The 20,774-nt window shown below is 35.2% G+C and carries 20 protein-coding genes; 13 read left to right on the forward strand and 7 right to left on the reverse strand.

The features are described from left to right. The first annotated feature begins 149 nt into the window (after positions 1-149). The 5 genes from C6H18_RS02170 (at position 150) to ccsA (ending at position 6,625) form a co-directional block, all read left to right on the forward strand. Complete coding sequence (locus C6H18_RS02170) at positions 150-1,115, forward strand: tripartite tricarboxylate transporter substrate binding protein (RefSeq protein WP_104721476.1); 966 nt, start codon at positions 150-152, stop codon at positions 1,113-1,115. Between the two features lie 10 nt (positions 1,116-1,125). Further along, on the forward strand, positions 1,126-1,563 hold the full coding sequence (locus C6H18_RS02175; RefSeq protein ID WP_104721477.1) for a tripartite tricarboxylate transporter TctB family protein: 438 nt from the start codon (positions 1,126-1,128) through the stop codon (positions 1,561-1,563). Between the two features lie 46 nt (positions 1,564-1,609). Then, the gene (locus tag C6H18_RS02180) at positions 1,610-3,103 is read left to right on the forward strand and encodes a tripartite tricarboxylate transporter permease (RefSeq protein ID WP_104721478.1); all 1,494 of its coding nucleotides are present in this window, start codon (positions 1,610-1,612) and stop codon (positions 3,101-3,103) included. Positions 3,104-3,184: 81 nt separating this feature from the next. After that, the gene (locus C6H18_RS02185) at positions 3,185-3,778 is read left to right on the forward strand and encodes a SoxW family protein (RefSeq protein WP_199770104.1); all 594 of its coding nucleotides are present in this window, start codon (positions 3,185-3,187) and stop codon (positions 3,776-3,778) included. Positions 3,779-3,838: 60 nt separating this feature from the next. Further along, a complete protein-coding gene (gene ccsA, locus C6H18_RS02190) occupies positions 3,839-6,625 on the forward strand; it encodes a cytochrome c biogenesis protein CcsA (RefSeq protein ID WP_104721479.1) in 2,787 nt (928 codons plus the stop codon). A 27-nt stretch (positions 6,626-6,652) separates the two neighbouring features. On the opposite strand, the gene C6H18_RS02195 is transcribed toward ccsA, so the two are convergent. The 4 genes from C6H18_RS02195 to C6H18_RS02210 are packed head-to-tail and all read right to left on the reverse strand — an operon-like array spanning position 6,653 to position 9,584. Beyond that, positions 6,653-7,318, reverse strand: a complete 666-nt coding sequence (locus C6H18_RS02195) for an amino acid ABC transporter permease (protein WP_104721480.1) — start codon at positions 7,316-7,318, stop codon at positions 6,653-6,655. Continuing rightward, positions 7,305-8,018 carry an amino acid ABC transporter permease gene (locus tag C6H18_RS02200; protein ID WP_104721481.1) on the reverse strand — a complete coding sequence of 238 codons (714 nt, stop codon included), beginning with the start codon at positions 8,016-8,018 and terminating at the stop codon, positions 7,305-7,307. The genes C6H18_RS02195 and C6H18_RS02200 overlap by 14 nt, the downstream gene beginning before the upstream one ends. A 22-nt stretch (positions 8,019-8,040) precedes the next feature. Next, complete coding sequence (locus C6H18_RS02205; RefSeq protein WP_104721482.1) at positions 8,041-8,832, reverse strand: transporter substrate-binding domain-containing protein; 792 nt, start codon at positions 8,830-8,832, stop codon at positions 8,041-8,043. 23 nt (positions 8,833-8,855) lie between these two features. After that, entirely contained in the window at positions 8,856-9,584 is a 729-nt protein-coding gene (locus C6H18_RS02210) for an amino acid ABC transporter ATP-binding protein (protein WP_104721483.1), read from the reverse strand. Between the two features lie 531 nt (positions 9,585-10,115). Between C6H18_RS02210 and C6H18_RS02215 the strand changes: the two genes are divergently transcribed. The 7 genes from C6H18_RS02215 to C6H18_RS02245 are packed head-to-tail and all read left to right on the forward strand — an operon-like array spanning position 10,116 to position 17,162. Next, positions 10,116-10,793, forward strand: coding sequence for an aspartate/tyrosine/aromatic aminotransferase (locus C6H18_RS02215; RefSeq protein WP_104721484.1), 678 nt, complete (start codon positions 10,116-10,118; stop codon positions 10,791-10,793). Then, on the forward strand, positions 10,790-11,404 hold the full coding sequence (locus C6H18_RS02220) for a hypothetical protein (protein WP_104721485.1): 615 nt from the start codon (positions 10,790-10,792) through the stop codon (positions 11,402-11,404). The genes C6H18_RS02215 and C6H18_RS02220 overlap by 4 nt, the downstream gene beginning before the upstream one ends. Then, positions 11,401-12,369, forward strand: coding sequence for an ABC transporter substrate-binding protein (locus C6H18_RS02225; RefSeq protein WP_104721486.1), 969 nt, complete (start codon positions 11,401-11,403; stop codon positions 12,367-12,369). The genes C6H18_RS02220 and C6H18_RS02225 overlap by 4 nt, the downstream gene beginning before the upstream one ends. 13 nt (positions 12,370-12,382) lie before the next feature. Next, on the forward strand, positions 12,383-13,351 hold the full coding sequence (locus C6H18_RS02230; protein WP_104721487.1) for an ABC transporter substrate-binding protein: 969 nt from the start codon (positions 12,383-12,385) through the stop codon (positions 13,349-13,351). 9 nt (positions 13,352-13,360) lie between these two features. After that, positions 13,361-15,442, forward strand: coding sequence for a TonB-dependent receptor (locus C6H18_RS02235; protein ID WP_104721488.1), 2,082 nt, complete (start codon positions 13,361-13,363; stop codon positions 15,440-15,442). After that, the gene (locus tag C6H18_RS02240; protein WP_104721489.1) at positions 15,442-16,422 is read left to right on the forward strand and encodes a FecCD family ABC transporter permease; all 981 of its coding nucleotides are present in this window, start codon (positions 15,442-15,444) and stop codon (positions 16,420-16,422) included. Before C6H18_RS02235 ends, C6H18_RS02240 begins: the two co-directional genes overlap by 1 nt. Next, on the forward strand, positions 16,419-17,162 hold the full coding sequence (locus C6H18_RS02245) for an ABC transporter ATP-binding protein (protein ID WP_052087288.1): 744 nt from the start codon (positions 16,419-16,421) through the stop codon (positions 17,160-17,162). Before C6H18_RS02240 ends, C6H18_RS02245 begins: the two co-directional genes overlap by 4 nt. Before the next feature lie 3 nt (positions 17,163-17,165). Here C6H18_RS02245 and der read toward each other — a convergent pair whose 3' ends face one another. Next, on the reverse strand, positions 17,166-18,554 hold the full coding sequence (der, locus tag C6H18_RS02250) for a ribosome biogenesis GTPase Der (protein ID WP_104721490.1): 1,389 nt from the start codon (positions 18,552-18,554) through the stop codon (positions 17,166-17,168). Positions 18,555-18,664: 110 nt separating this feature from the next. Here der and C6H18_RS02255 point away from each other — a divergent pair, with 110 nt between their 5' ends. Then, the gene (locus C6H18_RS02255) at positions 18,665-19,543 is read left to right on the forward strand and encodes a DMT family transporter (RefSeq protein ID WP_104721491.1); all 879 of its coding nucleotides are present in this window, start codon (positions 18,665-18,667) and stop codon (positions 19,541-19,543) included. A 102-nt stretch (positions 19,544-19,645) separates the two neighbouring features. Here C6H18_RS02255 and C6H18_RS02260 read toward each other — a convergent pair whose 3' ends face one another. Together C6H18_RS02260 and C6H18_RS02265 are read right to left on the reverse strand one after the other, a co-directional pair. Then, a complete protein-coding gene (locus C6H18_RS02260) occupies positions 19,646-20,059 on the reverse strand; it encodes a thiamine-phosphate pyrophosphorylase (RefSeq protein WP_407645593.1) in 414 nt (137 codons plus the stop codon). A 4-nt stretch (positions 20,060-20,063) separates the two neighbouring features. Next, the gene (locus tag C6H18_RS02265) at positions 20,064-20,774 is read right to left on the reverse strand and encodes a Bax inhibitor-1/YccA family protein (RefSeq protein WP_104721493.1); all 711 of its coding nucleotides are present in this window, start codon (positions 20,772-20,774) and stop codon (positions 20,064-20,066) included.

Below are 20,774 nucleotides of genomic sequence, written 5' to 3' on the forward strand. Positions count from 1 at the left end.
AGTGTGGTTTAAGATTATAAAAAGTTACATATTTTTTATCTATCAAAGAGGAATTAAAATTTCTTCTAAATTTTATATTCAAATTATATACAAAGTTCGTTAGGATTACTCATTATCAGTTTTAAGCATATTACTTTAAGGAGAAATTGATGAAATTTAAAGTTTTTGTATCTTTTTTGGCTTTTGTTGGAGTTTTGTTCGCAGAACCTAGACAGCCGGAGTGTATAGCTCCTGCTAAACCCGGAGGAGGGTTTGATTTGACTTGTAAATTAGCACAAATAAGTCTAGCAGATAGCGGAATCTTGAAAAAGACTATGCGTGTAACTTATATGCCCGGGGGAGTTGGCGTTGTCGCTTATAATGCGATGATTAATTCTAAAGCTAAAGATTCTAATATTATTGTGGCTTTTTCGAGTGGAACATTGCTTAATATCGCCACAGGAAAGCATGGTAAATATAATGAAAATGATGTGAAATGGCTTGCAACAGCGGGAGTAGATTATTCGGCGATTTATGTTAAAGCGGATTCCAAATACCAAAGCTTAAAGCAACTCCTTGATGATTTAAGGGCTAATCCTCAAGCACTTAGTTTTGGTGCTGCAGGGAGTGTTGGCGGACAAGATTGGATGGTTACTGCCTTGCTTGCGAAGTCTGCTAATGTGAATATTAAAAATACTCGTTATGTCGCTTTTGAAGGTGGAGGCGATACGATGATTTCTTTGCTTGGTGGGCATATTGATGCTGCTGTGCAAGGGCTTGGTGAGCTAGTGCCTCAATTAGAATCAGGGAGTATAAGGATTTTAGCTATCTTTTCAGAAGAGCGTTTGAAGCTTAATGACAAAATAGCGCAGATTCCTACTGCCAAGGAATTAGGATATGATGTTGTGTGGCCAGCCATTCGTGGATATTATATGGCTCCTAAGGTTGCACAAAAAGATTATGAGTGGTGGCTTAGTGCTTTTGAAAGGCTTTGGGAGACTCCATCTTTTCAGCAACAAAGGGAGCAGAGGGCTTTATTTGAGTTTAATAAAAGCGGTAAGGAATTAGAAGAATTTGTCAAAAAGCAAACTTATCAAATGCGTCAATTGGCTAAAGAATTCCAGCTTATTCAATAAATAAGTTAATATGTTAAGCATCCGCATTTTTGCTCTACTTTTTATATTTTTAAGCCTTGTTTTAATGCATTATGGGCTTGGTATAAAAAGTGAGTTTAGCTATGAACCTCTAGGACCGCGTCCTTTTCCCTTAGCAACACTTGCTTTAATAGCTCTTTGTAATGTTTTACTTTTGTTTTTTTCAGAACAAACAAAAATCCAATGGCCTAGTCTCAAGCTATTGCAATCTTTAGCTTTTTTGCTCTTAAATTTCTTTTGCTATGCTTGGGCTTTTGAGTATTTGGGATTTTTGTTTGCAAGTGCGATTTTTATATTTTTTGTTGCTCTTATTTTTGGGGCTAGAGTTTTTCCTGCTCTTGTTTTTGCGGTATTGTGTAGTTTGGCATTATTTTGTCTTTTTGATACTCTTATGCAAATTACTTTGCCACAAGGTGAGATATTTGCATAACATTAATCTTGGTGTAGGGTTAAGATTGTAAAAGTGAAAGGATAGAATGGATATATGGAATTATCTCTTACAGGGCTTTAGTGTAGCCCTTAGCTTGGAGAATTTGATTATTGCGATGATTGGTTGTTTGATAGGGACGATAGTAGGGATGTTGCCCGGGTTGGGACCTATTAATGGTGTCGCTATTTTGCTTCCTTTGGCTTACTCCATAGGGCTTGAACCTGCTTCAGCGTTGATTTTGTTAGCCACTGTTTATCTTGGGTGTGAATATGGTGGTAGGATTTCTTCGATTTTACTTGGGATACCCGGAGATGCGGCAGCTATTATGACGACTTTGGATGGGTATCCGCTTGCCAAATCAGGAGAGGCTGGGAAGGCTCTTTGTATTTCGGCTATAAGCTCTTTTATTGGTTCTTTTATAGCTATTGTTGGGATTGTTTTATTTGCTCCTTTGTTGGCTAAATGGTCTTTAAGCTTTGGACCTACTGAATATTTTGCTTTGATAGTGTTTGCTTTGGCGACTTTAGGTTCTATGATGGCGCAAAAACCTATTCGTTCATTTATGGCTGCTCTTATTGGGTTGTTTTTGACAACAATAGGCATAGATGGGAATTCGGGTGTTTATCGCTTTACCTTTGAGAATCCTCATTTATTTGATGGGATTCCTTTTATTATCCTTGTTATTGGTTTATTTTCTATTAGCGAGATTTTGTTGATTTTAGAAAATACTCATACCGGTGGGGTTGTTATCAAAAAAACAGGAAGGCTTTTGATTAGCTTAAAGGAGTTTTTTTATTGTTTTTGGGTGATTATAAGGTCTGGGGTTACAGGATTTTTTGTAGGTGTGTTGCCCGGGGCTGGTGCTACCATAGCAAGTGCGATTTCTTATATGAATGAAAAAAAGTTAGCGGGTAAAGAGGGAAAGTTTGGAGAGGGGGATTTAAAGGGTATTGCAGCACCAGAGGCTGCGAATAATGCTTCAGCTTGTGGTTCTTTTATTCCTATGCTAACTTTAGGGCTTCCCGGCTCTGGGACGACTGCAGTAATGATAGGGGCTTTAAGTCTTTATAATATTAATCCCGGTCCTAGTATGTTTAATGAGCAGCCTGATATTGTTTGGGGGATTATTGCTTCTTTGCTGATTGCAAATATTTTATTGCTCATTTTAAATATTCCTTTAATTGGGGTTTTTGTAAGAATCTTAAATGTTCCTACTTGGATTTTAGCACCTATTATTGCCGTGATTTCTGTTATTGGGATTTATTCGATTAATAGCACAAATTTTGATATTTTTTTAATCATTATTATTGGTATAGCGGGTTATTTTTTGAGAAAACTTGCTTTTCCTATGGCACCTTTAATCTTAGGTTTTGTCTTGGGGGAGCTTTTAGAAGTGAATTTAAGGAGAGCCTTGTCTATTAGTGGTGGAGATTTTTCAATTTTATGGCGGGGCTATATTGCACAGGTTTTATTGGTTATGGCTGTTTTGATTGTTGTTGTGCCTTTAGTCTATAAATATTACAAGAAGTCTAAGGCTTAATTTGTGGAAAATAGGGCTTATGTAAATTTAATAAAAGAATAAAAGTATAAAATGCCAAAATATTTTATTAAAGGTTTAAGAATGCGTATATTGATTACTAATCTAATGAGTTTTGCAGTCATTACTTTGTTGCTTGGCTGTGAAAAGGCAGATTCTAGTGTTATCTCTGAAGGGACAAATACTCCAAAAAAGCATTTAGAGGAGATGAATAGTATTGATAAAAATTCCTATGCGGAAGTAGCGGATGTATTTTTGGAGACGCAAAATATTACTACACAGGATAAGCCTTATTTTTTAGTTTTTGGTGCTAATGGTTGTTTGTATTGTGAGAGATTAAAAACGCTTATTAAGCAAGATTTGCAAATTAAAGAAACCCTGCAAACGAGCTTTTCTCCTTATTATATTAATCTTAGTTATTCTAAAAAACATAATGTTGATTTTCTAAATAAGGAATTATCGACGGCTAAGTTGGGGCAAATATATGGTGTTCGCTCAACTCCTACATTGGTCTTTCTTAATGCTAATGGGGATACTTTGCTAGTCTATCCGGGATATATGCAAAAGGAGCGATTTATGACTACCTTAGAGTTTTTAAAAAATCCAGATATTGCTAAGTTGGATGAAAAAACCATAGCAATGAGATTACGCGATTTGTTTGAACAAAAGAAGATTTAATTAACTAATGGTTAGCAGTTTTTGTTATAGAATTTGTTTATTTTAAAAAGAAAGGAATTAATGGAACTGCGAATTTTTGTTAATGGAATCATTAAAAGCTTTTGTAATTTTTGGGTTATGATTACATTGTTGCTTATGTATGCCACAGCCTGTGGTGTAGCAACTTTTATAGAAAATGATTATGGGACTCCAGCTGCTAAGGCTTTGATTTATAATACACAATGGTTTGACTTATTGCATTTACTTTTGGTGCTAAATCTTATTGGTGTTTTAATACGATCCCGTGCTTGGCAGAGAAAAAAATACGCAAGTGTGCTTTTTCATTCTTCTTTGGTTGTGATTTTTATAGGAGCAGCTATCACTAGATATTATGGCTTTGAAGGTGTTATGCATATAAGAGAGGGAGATAGGAGCAATGTCCTGCAATCCCAAGAGGAATTTTTGACTATTTTAGCAAAGATAGATGATAAGGCGTATCGTGCATTTTTTCCTACAACTATTACTTCTTTGGTGCAAAAAAAATTCGATGAAAAAATGCTTTTTTTAAATAATGAATTGCGTGTAAGATTGCTAGAGTATCTCCCTGCAGAAGATAAAATGGGTATTGATGGTTTAAAGGTAGAAGTTAGCTATGGGGGGGCTAGGGAAATTATTAATGTAGAAAAAAATATAATGGGACAAGCTCCTGTCCTCTTTAGCTTAGGTGATGCAAAATTTGGTTTAGAGTGGGGTAGTAGGGCTATCACACTTCCTTTTACCCTAGAATTAAAAGACTTTGAGCTTGATAGGTATCCGGGATCTATGAGTCCTTCTTCTTATGCTTCAGAAATTGTTTTAATTGATGAGGAAAATAATCTTAAAGAATCGCATAGAATCTTTATGAATAATGTTTTGGATTATGGTGGTTTTAGGTTTTTTCAATCTTCTTATGATCAAGATGAATTAGGGACAATATTATCTGTAAATAGAGATCCCGGCAAAATCCCAACTTATATTGGTTATGCTATGCTAACTTTAGGGCTTTTGTGGTCATTTTTTGCAAAAAATGGGAGATTTTATAAGCTGGGTCAATATCTCAAGATGCAGAATCTAGCTATCGCCTTTACCCTCATAAGTGCCTTTTTTATGAGTTATCCTGCTTATGCACAGAATATTCAAGAGGATTCTCAAAGGTTTGATAATGAGCTACTTAGTAATGAGAATATTTTAGATTTACTAGAAAGTCTTAAGAGTAAATCTTTGCCACATTCTAAAGAGTTTGGAAGACTTCTTGTGCAAGACTTTGGTGGTAGGATAAAACCTGTGGATACAATGGCTATGGAATATATTCATAAAATGACTAAGAAAGATGAGTTTTTAGGTCTTAATAATATGCAGTTATTTTTAGGGATGATGATGTATCCTAATGAGTTTAAAAAAATCAAAATGATTGCTATTTCTACCCCAAAACTTAAAGAAATTATAGGTGTGGATTCTAAAGATAGATATATTGCTTTTGATGATGTATTTCTTGATGGTGAATATAAATTAGTTAATTATTTAGAGGAAGCTAATAGAAAAAAGCCTTCTATGCGTGATAAGTTTGATAAGGATGTGTTAAGTGTTGATGAACGCATTAATGTGGCTTATTTAATTTATACTGCTCAAAGTTTGCGCGTTATTCCTGATTTTAGAGAAGAAAGCACGACTTGGTATGCACCAACGGAGGCAATGATTGATTTTAGTCAAAAGGATACAGAGCAGTTGCGTAAGCTTTTTCAAGCGTATTTTGCAAGTTTTCATCAAGGTTTGGTGGAAGATAATTGGGAAAACGCTAGTTTAGCCCTTGTGGCATTGCAAAAGATTCAGCAAAAATTTGGTGAGGGGTTATTGCCTCCGCATTCTAAGATTACTTTAGAGATTTTTTTAAACCATTATAATATTTTTGATAATTTGACTTTTTTTTATATTTTGGCGGGAGTGTTGTTATTTGTCCTTGTCTTAGTGCAGATTTTACGAAATAAAAATATTAATATCTTGCCCACTAAAGTTATTTATTGGGTGATTGTGATTTTGGTGCTTTTACATACATTTGGATTGGGTGTGCGCTGGTATGTAGGAGGACACGCACCTTGGAGTAATGCTTATGAATCTATGATTTATATTGCGTGGGCAGCTGGAATTGCTGGAGTAGTGTTTTTTTCTAGGAGTTTCTTAGCCCTTGCCACGGCAAGTTTTCTAGCTGGAATCTCCCTTTTTGTTGCTCATTTGGGTCTTATGGATCCACAAATTGGGAATTTAATCCCTGTTTTGAAATCGTATTGGCTAAATATTCATGTCTCTATTATCACCGCAAGTTATGGATTTTTAGGACTTTGTTTTATGCTAGGTGCTATTACTTTATTGCTCTTTGTGTTTCGTTCAAAGAAATATTTGCAAATTGATCAGACAATTTTGACTTTGCATACCATTAATGAAATGTCGATGATTTTAGGTTTGGCAATGCTTGCTATTGGGAATTTTTTAGGTGGAGTATGGGCTAATGAATCTTGGGGGAGATATTGGGGATGGGATGCAAAGGAGACTTGGGCTTTAATATCTATTGCTATCTATGCTGTGGTTTTGCATATAAGATTTTTACCTAAAGGAGATAATCCTTATATTTTCGCAGTTTTAAGCGTTGTGGCGTTTTATTCTATTTTAATGACTTATTTTGGCGTGAATTTTTATCTCTCTGGACTTCATTCTTATGCTGCTGGAGATCCTCTGCCAATTCCTGTATTTTTATACTATTTTGTCGTGGCGACGATTCTTTTGATAATTGTTGCGGCAAGAAAGAGAGATTTAGAGCCTCCAAAACTCCCTTAAAGTAATAAAGGAGGTCAATTTTGTTTATTAATGTGCTTGAATGTTTGTGTGCTTTGCATAAGTTCGGACGATTAAAGAGAGGATAAAGCAAACGATAAAATATAATCCCGCTACGGTGGCAAATACCGTAACGATTTCTTGAAAACTTGTAGAGCGCGCTAAAATATCTTTTGAAACATTAGTTAGTTCTACAACATTTAATGCAGCAAGAAAAGAAGTATCTTTGATAGTCGTAACACATTGTGATAAGATGGTGGGAGTTACTTTGCGGTAGCATTGTGGAAAGATTATATACCATAATGTAAAGGGGAAGTTAAAGCCTTGTGAGGCAGCAGCTTCGAATTGTCCTTTGGGGATAGAATTTAGTCCTCCGCGAATAATTTCTGCCATTACAGAAGAAGTATAAAGAAATAAGCCAATAGTTCCAAGCACTGCGTAATTTGCAGGTATCCCAAGCATAATAGGTAGAACAAAACAGGCTGCATACATCCATAATAACAGAGGAGTATTTCTAAAAACCTCTATATAGATTCCAGCTAAATATCCCCAAAATTTACCAGCACCATAAGTGCCATAGTTTCTCATTACTGCAAGGATAGAACCAAAAATAATTGCTCCACCTGCGGCAAAAAATGCCATAATGATGGTGAGTTTTAATCCGCCTAGTAGCGCATAAAAATCAATGATATTCATTTCCGCCAACCTTGTTAAATATGTCTTTTTTGATCTTTTCTTCATAGAAGCGCGTAAAAATGGCTAAAGCATAACAAGTTATGAAATAAAAGGCTCCAGCAATTACATACGCAGGTGCATAATTAAGGCTTGATTGTGCATAAGAATCCGCATTATACATAATTTCTGCACCTGCTATAATAGCCAATACAGAGGTGTTTTTGATGAGATTGACTGCTTGATTAGTCGCTGGAGGTAGAATTATTTTGATAGTCTGTGGCAAAATAATATAAAACATTTTTTGCATATAATTAAAACCCTGCGAAGTAGCAGCTTCAAATTGTCCTTTTGGGATAGATTGGATTCCACTTCGCATTACCTCACTCATATATGCTCCTGTATAAACACCAATCCCAACTACACCGATAGTAAAAACATCAAGTGTGATACCAATATAGGGGACTTTGGGCAGAACATAATACAAAAAGAATAAATTAATAAGTAAGGGTGTATTTTGAAAGAATTCTACATACACTCTAGCCCACCATCGTAATATTGCAAATTTACCTGTTGCCATCAGGGCGTGAAATACCCCCATAATAATTGCAATGCTTAATGCTAAGATAGAGATTAAAAGTGTATAGCCAAAGCCTTCAAAAAATACATTAATATGGGAGAGAGTATCAACCCATCTCCATAATGCAAAAGGTGAATCACTCATTGTATCTCCAAAGATTAAAGTATTATTTTAAATTCCATTTTTTCGCAAGTTCATTGATAGCAACATTGTTATTGCGAACAAAGTCATTGACATATTTACTCCATTGCGTATCACTTTTGCGCGTTACAATTCCGTATTCTTGAGGGTTGAGACTATCTTCTAAAATAATATTATTATCATCTAAATATCCGCGTAAGATGGATTTATCCACAGAGAATGCGTCAATCCGCTTAGAATCTAATGCGGCTTTTAAAGATGGATAATCTGGTAGTTCTTGCACTTTAACTTTAATACTTGCTTCTTCTGCGGCTTCCAAAACAGCTTTTTTGGTGGTTGCTGCCTGTGCTACGCCAATTGTTTTGCCATCTAGGCTTTTAAAATTGGTGAAATTATTTTCTCTTAACACTAAAAAGCCAATAGGATCACTATAATAAGAATCGGTGAAATTATAGGTTTTCTTTCTTTCTTCTGTGATAGTAAAAGTTGCAATTACCGCATCTAATGTGCCATTATCAAGTAGTGGTCCTCGTGTTTTTGCAGTTACGGGTTCTAGCTTTATTTTATTTTCATCCCCTAGAATTTCTTTGGCAAGCATTTTTGCCATATCAATTTCAAAGCCTTCAATTTCGTTAGTCTTTGGATTAAGTAAGCCAAAGTTTGGTGCATCTTTTTTGACGCCTACTACAAGTTCTCCACGCTTTTTGATAGTATCAAGTGTGCTTGTTTGTTCATTGCTATTGTTACTACACGCAATGAGTAGAGGGATAAAACCTATGCTAAGTCCTACTAGTATGTTTTTATATAACTTTTTCATATAAACTCCTTGAATAAATTAAGTTAATGTGTAAGAATCTTGCTTAAAAAGAGCTGTGTTCGCTCATTTTTGGGATTCTCAAAAAAGCTTTTAGGAGTATCAGATTCTATAATTGCTCCATTTTCCATAAATATAACCCTATCAGCGACTTCTTTAGCAAAACCCATTTCGTGAGTTACTATAACCATTGTCGTGCCTTTTTCGTGAGAAATTTCTCTCATTACATCTAATACTTCTTGCACTGTTTCTGGGTCTAGTGCAGAAGTTGGCTCATCAAAGAGGATGATTTTCTTTTGGGTGCAAAGACTTCTTGCGATTGCTACTCTTTGTTGTTGCCCCCCACTAAGTGTGGCTGGATATACATTTGCCTTTTCTTGTAGTCCCACTACCTTAAGGTATTTATAGGCAATCTCTTCTGCTTCTTTTTTGCTCTTTTTTTGGATTTTCATAGGAGCAAGAGTGAGGTTTCGTAATACGCTCATATGCGGATAAAGGTTGAAATGCTGAAAAACCATTGCGCAATACTTACGACAAATAGTAAGCTTTGTTTTATGGGTAAGCTCGATTCCATTAACAATAACGCTTCCCGAACTTACTTCTTCTAAGCCATTCATACAACGAATCGTTGTGCTTTTACCGCTTCCACTTGGACCTATGATAACGAGTTTTTCACCTTCATTGACTGCTAAATTAATATTTTTTAACACTTGGTGCTTACCATAAAATTTATTTACATTTTTAAGCTCAATCAAGATAGACCTCTTTTGATGAATACAAATTATCTTTACATAGGGTTCATTCTAAGAAAAAAAATTTAAAAAAAACTTAATATCTTAAGGTATTATAAGAAAAGCTATTTATATGTTACTCATAATGATTAAGCAGGTGGAATGATTTGGGGGTAGGGGGTGGATAGTTATTTCACTTCTCTTATTTTGAAGTTTAATAATACTAAGATAGTATATTATTTAAAGAATATTGATGAAACTTAAGTTTATCTAAAATATCTATTTATGGTAGTTTTTAAAGATTCTCATTAAATTTTATTTTCTGGATTAGGTATATCTTAATAAAAGAGATAGAAATCTTGGATGAGGATTTGCGTTTATAGCAAATACAAAATATGTTTTTCATAGATTAAATTCACCTTATATTAATCTTTTTGATAATTAGTATATGTTTTTGTGCTGTCATTAGAATATCTTTCAGATTTTTTTAAAATTGTTTAAATATAATTATAATAATAGTTATTATATATAATTTTAGTATTAAGTTGGTTACAGATGATTGATTATAGCAATATCAGCTCTAGCATTGATTTTATCAAATATTACGGGGGGATTTGTGTTTTGGATACACAGCAAGATTCTTCTATGGATTTTGGGCTAAAAGATAGTATGTATCAAAATGTTTTTATTAATGTGGATGCGTATGAGGGATTAGAATCTGCTTTTTTGGGAGATTCTTTGAAGGAGGGGTTTAAAATAATTCTTATTCCAAGTGGAATCGATCAGGTTTTGCTCTATCATCATAAAGAGGTGATTGCGAAATTTTTAGATAAGGGTGGGATTTTGCTTAGTTTTACGCAAAATTATAAAGAGTGGCTACCCGGAAACTCTTTGTATATCGTTAGTGAGATTCCTCTTAAAAGTAGAAGGATTTTAACTTGCAAACATCCTATCACTAGAGGTGTGAAAGATTATGATATTACTTATAGGAGAGGGGTTTGTGGGTTTTTTTCTCGCGGATATTTTAATCCCCCTAAAAATGCAGAGATTTTTTTAAAGGATAATGCTGATTGTTGCGTGGGGTATATTGATAGAGATTCTACAAATGGAATGATTCTTAGCACTGCGGGGGCGGATTTGTTTGGCTATGGGCTTTTTGAGCAAAGCACAGCTAAAAGGCTTGGGCTAAATCTTTTAATCTATCTTGCAAAGATTGTAAAGGAGAGGTTTTGAAAAAGGCGATTATTGTAGGTGGGAGTTTTTATCATCACTATTTGTTTCAAGCTTGTGAGGGGAGATTCAATACTATTTTTAATCATAAGATTTATTTGCCAGATCTCTACAAAGAGGATTTAAGTAGTTTTGATTGCGTAGTGATAAGCTCTAGGTTAAACCCTAAGTTTTTAATGCAAAATGCTAACAAATTCTTGGAATATATCGATAATGGAGGGCATATTGTTTTATTAGGTGGGGCTGAAGTGGAGTTTTTGCCTCATTTGCATTATCAAAGCTCTGAAGTGAATTTTTGGTGGTGGGTGCATAAGGGGGCAGATTTGCCAATGTGTGCCTTAAGGGAGGAGGATAGTATTTGGAAGTTTTTAAGGGTTGATGAGTGCAAATGGCATTATCACGGAGTGTTTAAAGAAAATGAAAAATATGAAAAAATCTTAGTCAATGAAATTGGGGAGGCGATTATTTGCAAGAGTCATCATTTTAAAGGGAATCTTTATTTAACTTCCCTTGATCCTGATTTTCACATAGGGCAGGGGTTTATGCCTGTTACCATTCCCTTTTTGGATAAATATATGCAGTGGATAGAATCGGATATTTTGGGGACAAAATGAAAAAGATTCTAGCGTTTTCTATACTTTTGGCATTACCTTTGTTTGCTGAAGTGAAAGTAGCGGTTTTTGGCGGATTGTGGCCTATGCCGGTGATTTTGAGTTTCTTAACAGATGCAAAAATTGTTTATATGCCAAAAGCCTCTGTCAATGCGGCAAAGTATTCAGTTGTTGCGGAGCTAAAGCCGGAGTTTTTGGAGATTCCTTATGGGAGTAATGAAAACATTGAGGAGCTGTTGGGGTTGGATGCGGATGTGTATATGTGCCATATAGCAGATATGAAGCTCTATACCCAGCTTCAAAAGGCAAATAAAGAGGTGATAAGCTTCCCCGTCAATGTGGAGAATTATAATCTCAAAAAAGCCCTGCAAGTGTGGCTAGAGGGTGTGGGGAAGTATTTTGACATTGCTTTAAAGCAAAAGGAGATTTTAGAGGATATTACGCAAGTAGAGGAGTTTATCGCAAATCGCACTCAAGATTCTCAAGCACAAGATTCTCAAGCAAAAGTAATGATTTTAAAATCCCTAAATCATAATCAGATTACTCTAGGAGGGAGGGATTATTTAATCGAAAAAAGTGGAGGGGAAAATGTTTTTAAATCCTCTAATGATGGTCTTGTGAATCTTGAGATGATTTATAAACTCGACCCGGATGTGATTTTTATCACTAATTTTACAGATACGCAAGAAAAAGATTTATTGCAGTCCAAAGAATGGCAGAGATTAAAAGCAGTGAAGGAAAAAAGAGTGCATAAGCTCCCCTTAGCGACTTATCGCCCTTATGCGCCAAGTCTTGATATTGCGCCTACCTTGCTTTTTATGGCAAAGAAAACCTATCCATCTTTATTTGGAGATATATCCTTAGAGGATACTTTTAAAAAGCATTTTTTGAAATTTTATGGAATCCCTCTTACCCAAAAGCAAGTAGAGTTAATTTTAAAGCCTGATTTTAGGGCTGGGATTATTTAGTAAAAGGAATAAGATGTTAAAGATTATTGTATTGCTTTGTGGAGTATTTTTAAGCTTTACTCTTGCCACACAATCTCATAAAGTGGCAGTTATAGGGCTTTGGCCACTTCCCTCATTATTAGCATTTTGGAGTGATGCGAAGCTAGTTTATATCCCAAAAACCTCTTATAATGTTATGCAAAACTCTATTAATGAAAAGTATTTTCCGCAGTATAAAGAGGCAAGAATTGGCAATAATGAAAATTTAGAAGAGTTGTTGGCTATGGATGTGGATATTTATATTTGTGGCTTTGCAAATCTTAAAATTTGTGGCGGGTTAAAGAATGCTGGGGTAAAAGTCATAGAACTTAGCACCAATATAGAAAATCATAATTCTAAAAAGACTTTAGAGCATTGGCTAGTGGAGTTGCAACCCTATTTTTCTATTTATGAAAAAAATCAAAAGCTTTTGCATTCTATTACCCAAATAGAGGAATTTATCGAGAAAAAAACAAAGAATCTCAAAAAACCTAAAGTGTTAATCATCCACCGATTTGAAAAAGATAATATCTCAACAGGATATTTTTCTGATTATCTTATTGGCTTTAGCGGAGGCGAGAATCCTTTGGGTTATCGGGATTTAAAGAGTATTGGCGTAGAAGAGATTTATAACCTTAATCCTGATGTGATTTATATTTCTAACTTTACCCCCTTATCCCCTCAAGAGTTTATGAAAAAGAAAGAATATAAGAGTTTAGAGGCTGTTAGGCAAAATAGGGTTTATAAGCTCCCCCTAGCGACTTATCGTCCCTTTGCGCCAAGTCTTGAGTTAGGACCTGTATTGTTGTTTTTAGCCAAGCATAACCATCCAGAGGTTTTTAAGGATTTGGATATGAGAAAAATCTTTAAAGACTATTTTTATGAGTTTTATGAGATTGCCTTAGAGGAAAAAGAGTTGGATTTAATTTTAAATCCTAATGTCAAAACAGGAATCCATTATTAAGGAGTTAAAATGAAAAAATATATCGTGTTATTATTGGGTATCAGTGCTTTGGTTGCTAATGATAAAGTTATTTTGGATAAAGCTAGTATTTCTGGGGAGAGTTTCCAAGAGGTTGCTTGGGAGTTGTTAGAGTATCAATCACAAATGCCTACTAAAAATGTGAGTCTTATTGGAGAAAAACAGCTTTTAGAATCTAGCAGTGGAAGTGGAGGGATTCAAAGTATTTTAGAGAGGATTGCGGGCATAACTTATGCAAGGACTTCAGGATTAGGAGGGAATATAAGCATTAGGGGGCAAAACACGCGTAATGGGCGATCTATTGTCGCCATAGATGGTGTTAGAGTGAATGGTAGGACAGAGCTAGAGTTTGATATGATTGATCCTTTGGCGATTCAAAGTATTGAGATTATTCGCGGGGCTGCTTCTTCTATGTATGGCTCTAATGCGATGAATGGGGTGATAAACTTTAAGACTAGGCGATGGATGGGGGATGTTTCTGCTCCTTTTAAAATGGATGCAAAAATCCGAGGAGTAGAGGTAGCTAGTGTCAATAATGCCTTTGGAGGGAGAGCGGAAGTCTTAGGCGGCGGTGATGGCTGGGATGTTTTGGTGGGCTTAACAGGGAGGAAGGCGTCAGATTTTAGAACCCCAGCAGGAATTGCTAAGGAATCTAAGTATCATTCCTATGGCACAGATTTTAATATAGGCTATACCAAAAATGCCATTCGCTATTATTTATCGGGGAAATATTATAGTGTTAGTAACCACGAAGCTAATGGGTTATTTAGTCGTCCGGGGAGTTCTTATGGCTTTACAATGTCTGAAGATCCCTTAAGAGAAATCTACTTAAAAATGGGGGTGGAAGCCTATGAGTTAGCAGGTTTTGCCGATAAGATGGATTGGTATGCTTACTGGAGGAGGTGGGATACAGATATTTATAATCAGCTTCCTAATGGGCAGTATCGGCATAGAAAGGTTTATAATAATAACTATGTGGGAGGGAGATTAAACTTGGATAAAACCTACAAATCCCATTCTTTGAGCTATGGGATTGATGTTTGGAGTTCTATTTCTCCCACACAGCTAAGGGATGAGGTGATAAGACCCAATCCTAGAGTGATACTTAATTCAAGGGATACTTATCAAGTCTCCATTGCCCCTTATATCAAAGATGATTATTACTTAAATGAGGCTTGGATTCTCTCTGGTTCTTTGCGGTATGATTATTATAAGATGAAAATAGGTAAAAAGAAATCGACAACAGAGAGGATGGATACTACTCTTGAGACGACTAGATTTTTAGATTCTCATTCGACGATGACCACAGGGGCTTTAACAGGAAATCTAGGGGCTACTTATTTTATCAATGATAAATTTTCCCTAAACGCAAATATCTCTCAAGATTTCAAATCTCAAGGCACTACGGGAATGTTTCCTGACTATGGGGCTTCCATTCAAACCCTTGCAAATTTGGATTTAAAGCCAGAAACCGGACAAACCTATGAGATAGGTGCTAAATTTGCCGATAAAAACCATTATAGCTCTTTGAATTTTTATCGCACGAATTATACGGATATGATAGCCTTACAAAGCCTTAATGCAACTACCCAACAATACCAAAATATAGGAAAAGCTTATGTTCAAGGGATTGAGCTAGAAAGTGTGCATCGCTTTTTGGAGAAGTGGAATCTCCAATTAGTAGGAGCTTATACTTATGGACAAGACAAAACCGCTAATAAGCCTTTAGCTTATATTGCTCCTTTTAGTGGAAGTTTAAGTTTAGGATATGATTTTCTCTGGGGGAGTTTGAGCTGGATTCAAAGGCTTTATCTAGGTAAAAAGAGAATTAATAATACCCAAGAGAGGGAGAGTAAAACTTATACGATGAGTGATATTAAAGCAGTGATGAATTTAGGGTATTTTAAGAAAGACTTTAAAGATATGGAGATGATTGTTGGTGTGGAGAATCTCTTTAATACCAAAGGAAGGAATCCTGCCACCCAAGAAAACATAAATTATAATAGGGCTTTAACCAATCCCCTCTTAGAACCCGGAATCAACGCATTTATGAAGTTTGCGTATAAATACTAATGAAATATCTATTGCTTTTATGCGTTTTGGCATTGCTTAGTTTTTTTGTTCTAGGTGTTGGACGCTATCCCTTAGAGTATCGACAGATTTTAGAAGTTTTATTCTCTCCTTGGGCTACGACTCTTGATGAGAGGTTGCGTTATATTATCCTTGAAGTGCGTTTGCCACGCATTATCTTAGCTATTTTTGTGGGGGCATCTTTGGGGATTTGTGGAGCTTCTTTTCAAAGCATTTTTAGGAATCCTCTAGCTTCTCCAGATATTTTAGGCGTGGCAAGTGGGGCTGGGTTTGGAGCTGCTTTGGCAATCCTTTTGGGGTTGAATATTTATTTTTTAACCCTCTTTGCCTTTGCTTTTGGGATTTTGACTCTAATTTTAGTGTTGCTTATTGTGAGGGATTCTAATAATAGAATTATGATTATCTTAGGCGGTATCATTATTTCTGCTCTTTTTCAGAGTTTTATCTCGCTTTTAAAGTATATTGCAGACCCTCAAGATGCCTTACCGGCAATGACTTATTGGTTGCTTGGCTCTTTAAATGTCAGTGATTTTCATCAGTTAATCTTTTGTTGTTTGGGAATGCTTTTTGGCGGGATTATTATTTTTGTGTATCGTTGGAAGCATAATCTTTTAATGCTTGATGACAATGAAGCAAAAAGCTTAGGATTGAATATTAGAAGTTTAAGAATAGGCTTAATCTTCGCCTCTACGCTAATGGTATCGTGTGTGGTGAGTATTTGTGGGATTATTGGCTGGGTTGGTTTAATCATTCCCCATATTGCAAGAATGATTGGGGGTAGTAATATGAGTTCGGTTATGTCCCTTAGTTTAGTGCTTGGTGCAATTTTTATGTTGGTTATTGATACTTTAAGCAGATCCCTAAGCTCTGAAGAGATTCCTATCTCTATCTTAGGTGCCGTTATTGGGGCTTTGTTTTTTATTGTGATACTTTATCGTTTTAAAGGAGTGATGAAATTATGAGTTTGTTTCGTGTAGAAAATGGAGCCTTTTATCGTAATAAAAAAGTGATTTTTGAAAAAATAGATTTTGAAGTTAATGGTGGTGAGATATTGGCAATACTTGGGTGTAATGGGGTTGGAAAAACAACTTTGATTCAGTGTTGTATGGGGTTTTTGAAATGGAAAGAGGGGGGAAGTTATTTGCAAGATAAAGCCATTTTAAGTATGGATTCTAAGGAATTATTTTCAAAAATTGGCTTTATTCCTCAAGCCAAGAATTTTAATATCGGTTTATCTGTGTTTGATATGGTGTTGTTAGGTTGCAATGCTAAGATAGATTTTAACCCTAAAAAAGAGCATTGTTTGAGGGTGGAAAAAATATTACAAGAAGTTGGGATAATACATTTAAAGGATAAAACTTGCGATGCCTTAAGTGGAGGTGAATTGCAGATGGTTATTTTTGCTAGAGCTTTAGTAAATGATCCTTTGGTGGTAGTTTTAGATGAGCCAGAATCTCATTTAGATTTTCACAATCAGCATAAAATTTTAGAGATTTTAAAGCTTTTAAAGCATAGGGGTAAGGGGATAATTATTAATACGCACTATCCGCAAAATGCCCAAATGTTAGCGGATAAAGTTCTTATTATGCACAAAAATCAAGAATATCTCTTGGGGGATAATAGGCTTTTAACTAAGAAGCAGTTAGCTAGAAGCTTTGAGGTAGAGGTTGGGTTTTTTGATTATCTTGCAATGGCGATGTAAGGGTTATTGGTCGCTTTCTTGGAAGTCGTTTTTGCCTCTTGCGATGAAAATAATCTTAGTCCCGCTAAAATCAAAATGTTCGCGTAAGAAATTTACCAAATATCGTTTGTAGCTAAAATGTAGGCTTTTGGGTCTATTCATAATGAGTGCGATTTGTGGGGGTTTGTTGTCAAATTGCGTAGCATAATAGATTTTGACAATTTTTCCTTTATCGCTAGGAATAGGGTGTTTTATGGTTGCTTGTTGGAGAATATCATTGAGTTTAGATGTAGGGATTCTAAAGCTAAAATTTTTATAAACTTTTAAAATCTCTTCTTCTAGTTTTTGGATATGTCGCCCATTTTTGGCTGATATGGTGAGGGTTGGGGCGTATTCTAAAAATCTAAAACGTAGTTTGAAATCTTGCATAATAGCTTTAAAATCTTTATAGGCAATATCCCATTTGTTAAAGACTACAATAGTGGCTAGTTTGTATTTATCAATCAATCCCGCTATTTTTTCATCAAGCTCTACAAAGGGTTTAGAAGCGTCTAAAACTAAGAGTGCAATATCTGTTTTGCTTAGAATCTCCTTAGTGCGAAGCAGGGCGAATTTTTCTAAATCTCCTAACTCTCCCTTGCCAATCTGCCCTTTGCGTCTGATTCCAGCCGTATCGACAAAGCATACTTGGGTTTCACCAATAGTGCTAATCTCATCGACAGGATCCATAGTCGTCCCAGCAATATTAGAGACTAAAGAACGTTCTTGCCTTAATAAAGCATTTAAAAGAGAGCTTTTACCCACATTTACGCGCCCGATGATACCTATATGGATTTTTTCTTGCGTAGAGGAATGCTCTAAAAAGTCCTCTAAGGATTCTTCATTATCATTTTTTAATAATTGCATAATTGGTTGTTGCTTGAAATGCTTTAAAATAGCGTTTTCTAATCTCAAAATTCCTCGATTATGTGTAGTAGAGATGAAAAAATAATTTTTACTCCCAAATTCTGTAAAACTCCACGCTTGTTGCTCCTCCCTTTCGTTATCGATTTTATTAATAACTAAAAAAATATGCGGGTTTTTTTTCTCCAAGTGATAAAAAATCTTTTTGTCCTCATCATTGGGGGGTTCTTTGCCATCAAGGAGATATAAAATTAAATCGGATTCTTCTGCGGCTTTAAGTGAATTAGAGGAGATACATTCAAAAAAATCATTTTTTTTATCTAATCCTCCTGTATCAAGGAGTAAAAAATCCCTTTCTTCAAGGGTGATTTTTGCTTTTTTAATGTCCCTTGTTGTGCCTGCTGTTTTGGAAGTGATGGCAATTCTTGATTGGCATAAGCGATTAAAAAGAGAGCTTTTGCCTGCATTGGGACGCCCTATGATAGCAATAGAGCCACAAATTGTATCCATTAATAAGCCTTTATAAAAAGGGGATTCTACTAAGAAGTGAGGAATTTTGTCAAATTTTTGTAGATTGAAGCATAAAAATCTTATTATTTTAAAAAAGAAAGAAATGAACGATGACGCAAGAGAAACAAGCGATTTTGTCTATACTTTTTGCTGGGCTTTTATTTACGGCTACGGGAATGTTTGTAAAGGTTTTAACGCCTAATTTACCCGCTATGGAAATGGTGTTTGCAAGGAATTTTTTTGGCTTTGTTTGGATTGTTGTAGCCTTATGGCTTAATCCTCCTAAAACACAACAAGGTGGGAAGCCCTTTGTATTATTTTTTCGCGGGTTTGCTGGAGGCACTGCAATGATGGCGTATTTTTATAATATGTCTGTGATGCCCTTAGGGACTGCCTTTACCTTTTCTGCAACTTCACCGATTTTTTTGGCACTTTTGGGAGTGATTTTTGCACATCAAAAGGTTTCTTTGAAAGTATGGATAGCGATTTTTGTAGGTTTTTTGGGGATTTTATTAATTAGTAATCCCACAAGCATTTCTTTGAGCTTTTCTGGATTTACTCTTGGTATTTATAGTGGTTTAGGGGCTGCTTTAGCTTATTTATCTATCGCTAAACTCTCTGCAAACTATGATACAAGGGTAATCATCGCCTCTTTAATGCTTAGTGGTTCTATACTCCCGCTTTTAACGCAATTAGTGCCTTATGAGATGTATCCTATTGCTCTTTTTGAAAGGTTTGTAATGCCTAGTCTTTGGGAGTGGATTCTTATTGTAGGCTTAGGTATTGTTGCAACTTATGCACAAATTTATCTTACCAAAGCTTATAGTATGGGAAATCCCCCAATTATTGGTGCTATGTCTTATATGACAATTTTTATGGCAACTTTTGCTGGTATTTTATTGGGGGATAAAATACCCAATCTTCTTGTAATTATTGGAATGTTTTTAATAGCCTTAAGTGGAAGTTTGGCTGCTTTTGGGAAAAAATAATAAAGAATGAAAAATTATCGTAATAGTTAAATTTGTTTGTCGTTTTTAGCTTTCAATATTCTGAATCAAAATAAATGTTAGGGTTAAAGCAAGGAATGATTTTTATTTAGCTTGAGGGATGGCTGTCGTTAAAATTTCTTTTTCTAGGGTATAGAGGTCATAGCGGATATTTTTGAATTTTTGACTTTCTTCTGGGTTATAGAGTTTTAATATTTCCTCTAATACTCGTGAAGATTCTTGAGTGCGTTTGAAATTTGCAATCATAATATTTTGTAAATCTGTGCGTTGCATTTCCTCTTGCGTGGTAAGCTTTAAAATATCATTTTGCGAATCCCTAAAGAGAAGGAGATTTACTTGTGAGGAGACTTTACATTGATGACGCAAATTTTTGAGTTTTAAAGCAAGATTTTTATTATTGAAAGCATAACGAAGTATATCTTCTATAACACGAATTCCTTCTCGTAAGCGATTGAGATTGGCATCAAGAATACGAAGTGTTGAATCTTCTAGATTCAACACCTTATTCTTTTGAGTTGAAGATTCCAAGAATTTGCAATAAAGAAATAAAAAGATTTAAAAAATCTAAATACAGACTAACTGCAGCCATTACGGGGCTATCATAAAGACCTCTTAGAATGTTTTGTGTATCATAGGCAATAAATAAGCTAAAAAGGATTGCTCCAACCCCTGCTATTATAACTTGTAAAATAGGACTACCTAAAAATAGGTTGATTAAAGAACCAATTACAACAACAATAAGTGCAATAAAGAGCATTTTCCCCATATTAGCTAAATCTTTGGTGGTGCGAAGCGCAAAAATACTCATCACACCAAAAATTGCTGTGGTTAATAAAAAGGCTTGAGCGACAATAGATGCACCGCCTGGCATTCCCAAAATTCTGCTTAAAATAGGGGTTAATGTTAAGCCTGTAACAAAAGTAAAGCCAAAGAGCATAGCAAGATTAATACCGGGTTTTGCCTTAGTGAAAAATAGTCCAAAAAGCAATGCAAATTCTAAAATAACAAAACCGATATAATATTGAGATACAACACCACCAAGACTGCTAATCCCAACATAAGCACCAACTGTTGCAGCTAAAAGAGAAGCAGCAAAAAGCTGGTAAGTTTGTTTAACAAAGCTGATTAGAGCAACATCATTTTGCGCAAGATTATTTTCCACATATTGCGAATTATAGTTGCTCTTAATGGATCTTCTATTATATAAAGACAT

Origin of the sequence: Helicobacter mesocricetorum, from assembly GCF_900198605.1 — a bacterium.
Lineage (GTDB): Bacteria > Campylobacterota > Campylobacteria > Campylobacterales > Helicobacteraceae > Helicobacter_D > Helicobacter_D mesocricetorum.